Origin of the sequence: Vibrio sp. TRT 2004 (assembly GCF_050113735.1) — a bacterium.
Classification (GTDB): Bacteria; Pseudomonadota; Gammaproteobacteria; order Enterobacterales; family Vibrionaceae; genus Vibrio.
This window is the reverse complement of sequence record NZ_JBNJOH010000158.1, coordinates 1-587: the sequence shown is the minus strand read 5'-3', so window position 1 is coordinate 587 and position 587 is coordinate 1. Positions and strand designations below refer to the sequence as shown.

The window sequence follows — 587 nt, the reverse complement described above, 5'->3', positions numbered from 1 at the left end:
AAAATCGCTCAGTTGCATGCATTTGAAATTGGCAATGAACTCCACATCAAAGCCGGTATGAAGGTCGTTATCGAAGCGGGTTCTGAAATGACTTTGAAAGCCGGTGGTAGCTTTATAAAACTAGACGCGTCTGGTGTTAGCTTGGTTGGCCCTAGCGTGAATTTAAACTCGGGCGGTAGCCCGGGTAGTGGCAGCGGTTTTTCTGGGCAGATTGCTTTGCTGCCCAACTCCCTGACACAGGATATAACTCCCCCGGTTCAACAAGCAATGGCTGCGGATGGGTTGCTCCCAGCAATGAACCAAGTTGCATACAACAAGATGGTCGAAAATGGCTCGTTGCTAAAAGAACTTTGCCAATGTAATAGAGGTGGCCAATGTCAAATCCACAAATAATGCCTCAGTGGCGCGTTGAAATGGGTTCTGCGCCAATTTTCGTAGACGAATGGGATGTCTATATGATTATCGAGCCTGAACTTTGGCCAAATTGGCAAGTTCAGCTTTATCAGACCATTCCAGAGCCCTTCTTTTGCCCCCTTTTCGAGCAGACACAATTTGCCAACATTGAACGTGGCCCCGTGTTAGTTGCT

The 587-nt window shown here is 47.5% G+C and carries 2 pseudogenes; both read left to right on the top strand.

Annotated elements, in window-relative coordinates:
* Nucleotides 1-393, top strand: a pseudogene (locus ACQEXR_RS20405) (type VI secretion system tip protein VgrG); the annotation flags it as partial.
* Nucleotides 375-587: pseudogene (locus tag ACQEXR_RS20400) on the top strand (DUF4123 domain-containing protein); the annotation flags it as partial. The pseudogenes ACQEXR_RS20405 and ACQEXR_RS20400, both read left to right, overlap by 19 nt.